The organism is Kitasatospora sp. NPDC048298 (assembly GCF_043201465.1).
In the GTDB taxonomy this organism is placed as follows: Bacteria; Actinomycetota; Actinomycetes; order Streptomycetales; family Streptomycetaceae; genus Kitasatospora.
The window spans coordinates 21,997-30,519 of the sequence record NZ_JBICYZ010000098.1 but is presented as its reverse complement, the minus strand read 5'-3'; the positions used below and the strand labels follow the sequence as shown (position 1 = coordinate 30,519).

At 76.3% G+C, this 8,523-nt stretch carries 5 protein-coding genes; 1 reads left to right on the top strand and 4 read right to left on the bottom strand.

What is annotated here, in order from left to right:
* The 4 genes from ACGF0D_RS40605 to ACGF0D_RS40590 form a co-directional block, all read right to left on the bottom strand.
* On the bottom strand, positions 1-2,241 hold a 2,241-nt coding region (locus tag ACGF0D_RS40605), incomplete at its 3' end, for an FUSC family protein (RefSeq protein WP_392925228.1).
* A gap of 9 nt (positions 2,242-2,250) precedes the next feature.
* Complete coding sequence (locus ACGF0D_RS40600; protein WP_392925226.1) at positions 2,251-3,486, bottom strand: HTTM domain-containing protein; 1,236 nt, start codon at positions 3,484-3,486, stop codon at positions 2,251-2,253.
* Positions 3,483-4,145, bottom strand: coding sequence for a DUF5819 family protein (locus ACGF0D_RS40595; protein WP_392925224.1), 663 nt, complete (start codon positions 4,143-4,145; stop codon positions 3,483-3,485). Before ACGF0D_RS40595 ends, ACGF0D_RS40600 begins: the two co-directional genes overlap by 4 nt.
* 106 nt (positions 4,146-4,251) lie before the next feature.
* Positions 4,252-5,454, bottom strand: a complete 1,203-nt coding sequence (locus tag ACGF0D_RS40590; RefSeq protein ID WP_392925222.1) for a rhodanese-like domain-containing protein — start codon at positions 5,452-5,454, stop codon at positions 4,252-4,254.
* 279 nt (positions 5,455-5,733) lie between these two features.
* Here ACGF0D_RS40590 and ACGF0D_RS40585 point away from each other — a divergent pair, with 279 nt between their 5' ends.
* Entirely contained in the window at positions 5,734-8,478 is a 2,745-nt protein-coding gene (locus ACGF0D_RS40585) for a SpoIIE family protein phosphatase (RefSeq protein WP_392868719.1), read from the top strand.
* Positions 8,479-8,523: the final 45 nt, after the last annotated feature.

The following is an 8,523-nucleotide window of genomic DNA, read 5'->3' as shown; positions in this document are numbered from 1 at the left end:
CCCCCCACCCCCCCCACGCCCCCCCCCCCCCCCCCCCGCCCCCCACCCCCCCCCCCCCCCCCCCCCCCCCCCCCCCCCCCCCCCCCCCCCCCCCGGCCCCCCACCCTCCCGAAAGCCCCCCTCCCGAGAGCCCCCCTCCCCAGCCGACCCCCGCAGAGCCCGCTCCAGATCCCGAAGCGCCTGCCCCACCAACCGAGTCCCCGCCCTCACGACATCCCGCTGCACCCCCGCCGGAGCCCCCGCCAACCCCTCCTCCAGCCACAGCTGCGCATCCCGCACCGCCCGGAACTCCACCGGCTGCCCCGTCAGCATCGCCGCCGCCGCGAGCGCCGTCGCCAGCCGCAGCTCCTCCGCGTACGCCGCCGTCCCCGGGACGGGCTCCGCGTCCGCCGCCGGCAGGTGGGCCTCCAGCAGCACCGCCGCCCGCCCGAGGGCCCCCACCGCCGCCCGGGCCCGGTCGATCTGGCGCCGGCTCACCCCCTCCAGTCCGGACTCGTGCCGCCCCGGCTCGGCGTCGGCCCGCTGCATCGCCTGGTACAGCTCCGAGCGCGCCTCCCGCGAGTCCAGCAGCGCGCTCCGCACCACCCGCCCGCGCGGCGCCGCCGGCTTCTCGTAGCAGGCGATCACCGCCCCCGCGTACCGTCCGGCCGCCGCCAGCCACTCGGCGAGCCGTTCGCCCAGCCGGGCGGTCTGCCAGGTCGGGAACAGCGCGTACGTGACGAGCGCGATCGATCCGCCGAGCAGTGTGAGCCCGACCCGTTCGACCGCCGTCACCAGCGGGTTGCCCTCCTGCAGCCCGAGCAGGAACACCACGTACGTGGAGATGCCGACGGTGGTGAGCGCGTACCCGGTCCGGAACGCCAGGTACGACCCGCCGATGCAGACCACAGCCAGCGCGGCCAGCACCCACTCCCCGGGGTGGGTGAGCTGCACCACCAGCGTCGAGACCGCGACCCCGACCACCGTCCCGGCCAGCCGGGCGACGCCCCGGCTGTAGGTCTGCGCGAAGTCCGGCCGCATCACCATCGCGGCGGTCATCGGCGCCCAGTACCCGTGGTGGAACCCGACGAGCCGGGCCAGCAGGTAGGCGACGGTGACGACCCCGGCGAGCCGGACGGCGTGCTGGAAGATCGCCGAACGCGGCTGCAGCTGCCGCCGTACGGCCCGCGCCGCGACCGGCAGCATCCGGGCGATGGTCGGCTTGTGCAGCGCTCCCCCGGCCCCGACCACGGGGGTGGTGATGGTGTCCTCGTCGTTGCGGTCCAGGGTGTCCGCGGCCTTGCGCAGCAGCCCGCCGAGCCGCCGGGCGGAGCGCCGGGGCGCCCCCTGGAGCCGCGGTCCCTCGTCCGAGCCGACCAGGGTGAGCGAGGGCGCGGAGCGGGGCAGCCGGACCGGGTCGCCGGTGCGGATCGCCCGGGCGAGGGCGTCCATGACCTCGGCGGCGGCCGCCAGCACCTCCCGGGCCCGGTCCCGCCCCGGCCCCTCCTCGGGGGCGCCCACCTTGGGGTCGGCGAGGGCGGCGAGGGTGGGCCGGATGCGCTCGGCGATGCCGCGCAGGCCGCGCAGCTCGGGCGGCCGGTGGCGGTCCTGCCAGGGGGTGAGGGCGGCCGCGTGGCGGGCCGTCATGAACGGCTCCGGGTCCACGTGCGCGGTCGGGTCCTGCCGCAACCTCCTCGCGTAGTCGGCGAGTTCGGCGTAGGTGTCGGCGAGGGCCTCGCGCTGGGCGGTCCAGCTGCCGATCGGCCAGACGGTGATGACGGTGGCCTGGACGACCCCGCCGAGGGCGGCGACCAGCCCGTGGCCGAGCGCGGTGCCCACGCTGACCGGGAGCTGCACGACGATCAGCATCACCGAGACGGTGTTGGTGGCGACCACCCCGGCGGTGGGCCCGATCGCCCAGGCCAGCCCGGCGCCGAAGGCCCACACCGCGAGCAGCACCGGGAACAGCCCGGGGACGCCGGCGGCCAGGTAGCCGAGGAAGGTGCTGACGCCGAGTCCGGCCCCGGCCGCGACGGCGAGGCTGGCCCGGGGCCGGAAGCTGCGCTGGAAGGTGGCCGAGCCGGCGATGAACGCGCCCATCGCGGCCGAGGTGGCGAGCGCGACCCCGCCGAGCGCGAGGGTCGGGAAGAGCACCAGTGCCACCGCGACCGCCCCGCGCAGCGCCCGCTTGGGGTCGGTCAGCGTCCGGTCCAGGGTGAGCCCGGTCCGCGCGGTGTCACGAAGTGCGGCGAACCAGGACATAGCGACATCCTAGGCGGGAGACCTCCGCCGGATCCGACTCAGCCGCGCCGCCGCCCACAGCAGCGCCCCGGTCGGCAGGAACACCGCGTCCGCCGCGATCATCGCGAGCGAGAAGACCGGCAGCCCGAGCACCACCGCGATCCCCACGTGCTCCAGCATCATGACGGCCAGCAGGACGTTCTTGACCCGCCGGTTGACCAGCGTGAACGGGAACGCCACCTGGAGGATCACGGTGCCGTAGGAGATCAGGAAGACCGGCAGCAGCGCCGAGCCGACCAGCGCGGACAGCCCCGGCCAGGGGGTGAAGTAGTCCAGGTGCAGCGGGTAGTACAGCGCGGTGCCGTCCTGCCAGCGCGAGCCCTGCACCTTGTACCAGCCGGCCGTGGCGTAGATCAGCACCACCTCGACGGCGATCACCAGCATCGCGCAGTTGTGCACCATGTTCGCCAGCGCGTCGAGCACCGCCCGCGGTTCGCCGTCCGGCCGCAGCCGGCCGAGCGTCCACCACAGCCCGGCCACCGCCCAGAGCCCCCAGAACAACGGCGACCAGCCGAGGTGCGGGAAGGCCCGGTCGGTCCAGGTCAGGCTGTCGCCCGCGAAGCCGCCGAACTGACAGGCCGCCAGGGCGGCCCCGAGCAGCGCCCAGAGCACCACCCCGGTCCGCCCGGGCCCGGGCCCGCGGGCGTCCAGCGACCAGACCTCGGCGCAGCGGGTGAAGACCAGGTAGACCGCCATCAGGTGGACGACGTTGTCGCCGCCGTCGCCGAGGAAGACGTCCCGGTTCTGCAGGGACAGCACGGTGACCAGGAACAGCACCGTGCTCGCCCTGGTCCGCCAGCCCAGCAGCACGGCCAGCGCCGCCAGCACCGCCAGGTGGTAGACCAGCTCGAACCAGAGCCGCCCGCCGAACCAGGGCAGCACGGTGAACGCCCCGTTGTCGGTCAGCAGCCGCTCGGCCAGCTCCATCGACCAGGGGGAGCGGTCGCCGTACAGCACCCGGCGGTGGGGCCACTCGCGCAGCAGGTGGGCCAGCCAGACCAGCCCGAAGCCGATCCGCACCACCGCGGCCTGGTGCCGGCCGAGCGGCCGCCCGGTGAAGGCCGCCATCGCCCGCCCCAGCGGCGCCCGCGGCCCGCGTGCCTCCGGCACCGCCCCGGCCTGCCGCGGCACACCGGCGGCCGGCCCCGCCCCGCCGGACGCCACGGCCCCGTCCGCCCGGTCGGCCCGCACCGTCGCCTCGTTCATCCGAGCAGCCCCCGGTAGTCCTCGTCCGACACCGACCACCACGGCAGCTCCCGCACCCGGGGCGCCGGCGGCGCGGACTCGCCGCTCCAGGACGGCGGCGGGACGGTGGCCGCGGTCGACCGGAACTGGATCTCCACGATCCGCCCGCCGTCCGTCTCCCGACCGATCCGCTGCAGGGCGATCCGCTTGAGGTACTGCTCGGCGAGCCGGCCTCGCGGGGAGGCCGGGGTCTCGTCCTGCGGGTTGTGGGTGCCGTCGTAGAAGTCCCAGGCCCGGCGCAGCAGGTTCTGCTCGACGTGGCTGGGCGCCGGGTTGCCCCGTATCGCGGCGACGTCCTGCGCGGTCAGCCCGATCCAGTCCCCGGTACGGCCGGCCCCGTCGGGCCCGGCGGTGCGGACCCGGGCGTCCACGCCCACGTTCTGCTGGAGGGGGTTGGGCGCGAACAGCTTCCAGTTCTGCTCGAACTCCGGGTACACCACGCCGTCGACCTCGTCCCGGTACTGCCGGGACACCGAGTTGGCGGGCGCGACGTGCAGGAACACCGCGGCGAGGAACAGCCCGGTGCCGCCGGCCAGCACCGCCCCGGCGAAGCCGAGGACCAGCTGCGCGGGCCCGGACCAGGCCCGCCCGGCAGCCGGCCGGTCCGTCGTCTCGGTCATGGCCTCCCCGCCCGGTCGGCGGGCGCCGCCGGCCCGGTGCCGGCGCGCTCGCGCGCCCATCCTGCCGCACGGCGCGGGCGGCGGGGGCCGGGCCGCCGGGGAGCCGTCAGAGGACGAAGGCCTCCTGGCCGGTGCTGCTCACCATGGGACGGCCCGCGCCCTGCCAGGCGTACATCCCGCCGTCCACGTTCACCGCGTCCCGGCCCTGCTGCACCAGGTACTGGACGACCTGCGCGGAGCGGCCGCCGACCCGGCAGAGCACGTACAGCTTCTCGTCCGGCAGCTCGCCGAGGCGGGCGATCACCTCGCCGATCGGGATGTGCAGCGCGCCGTCCACGTGGCCGGCGTCCCACTCGTCCTGCTCGCGCACGTCCAGCAGGGCGGCGTCGGCGGGCACGGCGGCGGCGTCGGAGGAGGGGATCTGCGGGAACATCGTGTGGCTCTCCTGGGGTTCGGTGGGATGCGTGCCATTGTCGCCCACCGGCACCGCACCGTGGCCGCCGGAGGCCGGGCCGCCGAGCAGCCGTTCCAGCTCGGCCTGCCGTTCGGCGGCCTTGGCCAGCAGCTCCTCGGCGAGCTGCTCCAGCAGCCGGTCCGGGTCCTGCGGGGCGAGGGCGAGCAGTTCGCCCATCGGGGTCTGCTCCAGCCGGACCTGCTCGGCGGCGGTCTCGGCGATCTTGGCGGTCAGCCAGTCCAGCCGGCGGCGCAGCCAGTCCGGGCGGTCGGGGGCGTCGACTGCGGGCGCGGCCTCCGGCGCGGTGGACCACTCCGCGGCCAGGGCGCCCAGCGCGGTCGCGTCCCCGTACGCGTAGGCCTCGTTGACCCGGGCCAGGAAGGCGGCCCGGCGCTGCTGCTCGTCCGGGTCGGTGGTCAGGTCGGGGTGGGCGCGGCGGACCAGCTCGCGGTAGATCCGCTGGGCCTCCTTGCCGGGCCGCACCCGCTCGGGCGCGGCGGGCGGCGGCGGGGCCGCCTCGCCCTCCTGGCCCGACTGCTCCCGCACCGAGTCGAACAGCGCGTCCAGGTCGGGCAGTTCCTCGACCTGCCGACGCGCCTCGGCGGCCCGGCGCAGATCCTCCGGCCGGCCGGTGCGGGCCGCCACGGCCTCGGCGACCAGCGCGTCCAGCTCGTCCAGCCGGGCATAGAGCGGCCCGAGCAGCTGGTGGTGGATCAGCGCGAAGTTGTCGATCTCGACCCGCAGCGTCTGCACGTCCACGTCCATGCTGAGCCAGGCCAGCTCGGCGGCGGCGACCCGCTCCTCGAGTGCCTGCTGCTCCGGGTCCGTCCAGCGGGCGGGGCTCTGCGCGCTCACTTCTCGCCTCTGTCTCGTCCGGGCGGCTGCCGTCCTGCGGACCACGCGTACGGGCGGTCCGGCCTGCCACCCTACCGCCGTGTTCGCGGGCCTCGTCCGGATGAACCGGGGGTGCGGACCGGCGCGCGGCACGCGACACGCAACCGATCCTGAGGAATCTCCCCGTTTCGGTGTCGAGCCCGGCCCGGTCCGTGCTTCGCTGGTATCCGCACAGCGTGCCTTCCTCCGGAGATACGGCCGCCCCCGGGCGCGGCGGCCAGGCGGGAGCAGAGCGAATCCATGGTGGCCGAGTCCAACTCCACACCGCGGCCGGCGGGCGACGGAACCGCGCCGGGCGACCACCCGACGGGTGTGGCCGCCCTGGTCAGGCTGGCCCCCGTCCTGGTCGACCGGTCCGGCCGGATCACACAGTGGGGGAGGGCCGCCGAGGAGCTGTTCGGCCATCGTGCCGACGTCACCCACGACCGCCCGGCCTCCGGCCTGCTGCCCGCCCTGGAGTCCCGGGTGCGCGAACGCTGCTCCGTACGCCGCCACTGCGACACCTTCGACACCCTCGCCGAACGGACCGCCGACGGCCGCCCCTGGACCGGCCGGCTGACCGTCACCGACCGCGAGGACCACCAGCGCGACGTGCTCTGGTGGGCCTACCCGCTGCCCGGCCCGGCCGGCGGACTGCTGGCGCTGGCCGCCGACGCCCGCCCGCTGCGCTCCACCGGGCCGCGGCTCGCACTCGGCGAGCGGCTGCTCCCCTTCACCGCCGCACCCGGCGCCCGGGGCGGCTTCCACACCCTGACCGCGGCGCTCACCCCGGCGGGCCGGCCGGTGCCCGAGCCCCTGGCCCGGCTGCTGCCCGCCGCCCACCGCACGGCGCTGCTGACCGCGCTGGAGCGGGGCGGGCTGCCCGCCCTGCGGCTGGACCCGGCCACCGTGCTGCCGGTGCTGCCCGCCGACGCGCAGACCGGTACGGCGCACGCGGCCGCCGGTCTCGGTCGCCGCTACCCGACGCCGCAGCAGCGCGCCGCCCGGGTCGGCCCGCCGCCGCAGCCCGAGCAGGGCGCCCCCGGCCGCCGGCCGACCGGCCCGCTGCCCGTCCAGCGCGAGGCCGCCGAACGCCCCGCCGCCCAGTCCGCCGTCCGGCCGGTGCCCGCCGTCGCCGGCGCGGCGGGCGGCGGCCCGACCGTCCCTCCCCCCGCCACCGGCCGGGAGGTGCCACCGCCCACCGCAGGAGCCGTCGCCATCGAGCACACCGTTGTCGAGCCGTCCGCCACCGACGGCCACCCGCCCGCCACCGTCCCGGTCCCCGCCCCCGCCGCCGGCGAGGGCCCGCCCGGCGGCCGGCTCGGCCCCTTCCTCACCAACGGGCAGGCCGGCGAGCAGCTGGCCCTGCTGAACGAGGTCGGCGGCAAGGTCGGCACCACCCTGGACCTCGGCTTCACCGCCCACGAGCTGTGCCAGGTGCTGGTCCCCCGAGTCGCCGACTTCGCCTGCGTGGACCTGGTGGACGGGCTGATCTCGGACTCCGAACTGCCGGCCGCCCGCCCGGACGACGACACCATGCTGCGCCGGGTCGCCCTGGTCTACAACGAGACCGGCGGCGCCTGGGACCACGTGCTCTCCGAGGGCTCGCTGGTCAGCATGCCCCGCCGCACCCCGCCCGGGATGGCCCTGCAGCTGAACCAGCCGGTGCTGGTCCCGGTGGTCAGCCCGGACGTCGCGGTCGACTACGCGATCGCCCTCGGCGGCGCCCGGCTGGCGCCGGTGGTGACCGGCCGGTCGATGCTGGTCGTCCCGCTCTCCGCCCGCGGCACCGTGCTGGGCATCCTCAAGCTGCTCCGGCTGCCGGACCGCGCCCCCTTCGACGAGAGCGACGCCGCGACCCTCAAGGAACTGGCCGTCCGCGCCGCGCTGTCACTGGACAACGCCCGGCTGCACCGCGCCGAGGCCCGGGTCGCCACCACCCTGCAGCGCTCGATGATCCCGACCCGCCCGCCGCAGATCCCCGGCGTGCAGGTCGCCCACCGCTACCTGCCCGGCGACCCCAAGGCCGAGGTCGGCGGCGACTGGTTCGACGCGATCCAGCTGCCCGGCAGCCGGGTCGCCCTGGTGGTCGGCGACGTGATGGGCCACGGCCTGCACTCGGCGGCCGCGATGGGCCGCTTCCGCACCGCCATGCAGACCCTCGCCGCCCTGGACCTCCCACCCGGCCAGCTGCTGCGCCACCTGGACAACCTGGCCCACAAGCTCGGCGACGACCACCTCGCGACCTGCCTGTACGCGGTCTACGACCCCATCAACCGGACCTGCGAACTGGCCAGCGCGGGCCACGTCCCACCCGTCCTGGTGCACCCGGACGGCACCGGCGAGCTACTGGAGATCCCGGCCGGCGCGCCGATCGGCGTCGGCGGGGTGCCGTTCGTCGCCAAGACCATCGACGTCTCGGACGGCTCGATGCTGGTGCTCTGCACCGACGGCCTGGTCGAGGTCCGGGGCGGGGACATAGGAGCCGGCCTGGCCGCGCTCTGCGGCAACCTGATCGACCCGCAGCAGAGCCCCGAGCAGGCCTGCGACGAGGTGCTGCGACGGCTGCACTCGGACGACCGCAAGGACGACGTCGCCCTGCTGGTGGCCCGCTTCGACGGGGTCGCCCCGTCCGAGGTGGCCACCTGGGACCTCACCGTGGACCACCGCGAGGTCGGCCGGGCCCGCTCGCTGGTGCGCGAACAGCTGGCCGGCTGGCACCTGGAGGCACTCAGCGACACCACCGAACTGCTGGTCAGCGAGCTGGTGACGAACGCCGTACGGGTCGCCCGGGACACCGTGAAGCTCCAGCTGATCCGGGTGGACAAGCTGCTGGTCGAGGTCAGCGACGACAACCACAACCTGCCCTCGCTGGAACCGGCCGAGCAGCTCGGCGAGACCGGCCGCGGCCTCACCCTGGTCACCAAGCTCGCCGAACGCTGGGGCACCGCCCGCAAGGCGGTGGGCAAGGTCGTCTGGTTCGAACTCCCGCTCCCGCACGCCTAGGGGCAGCGGGCCCGTCCGGAACGCCGAACGGCCGCGTACGGGACC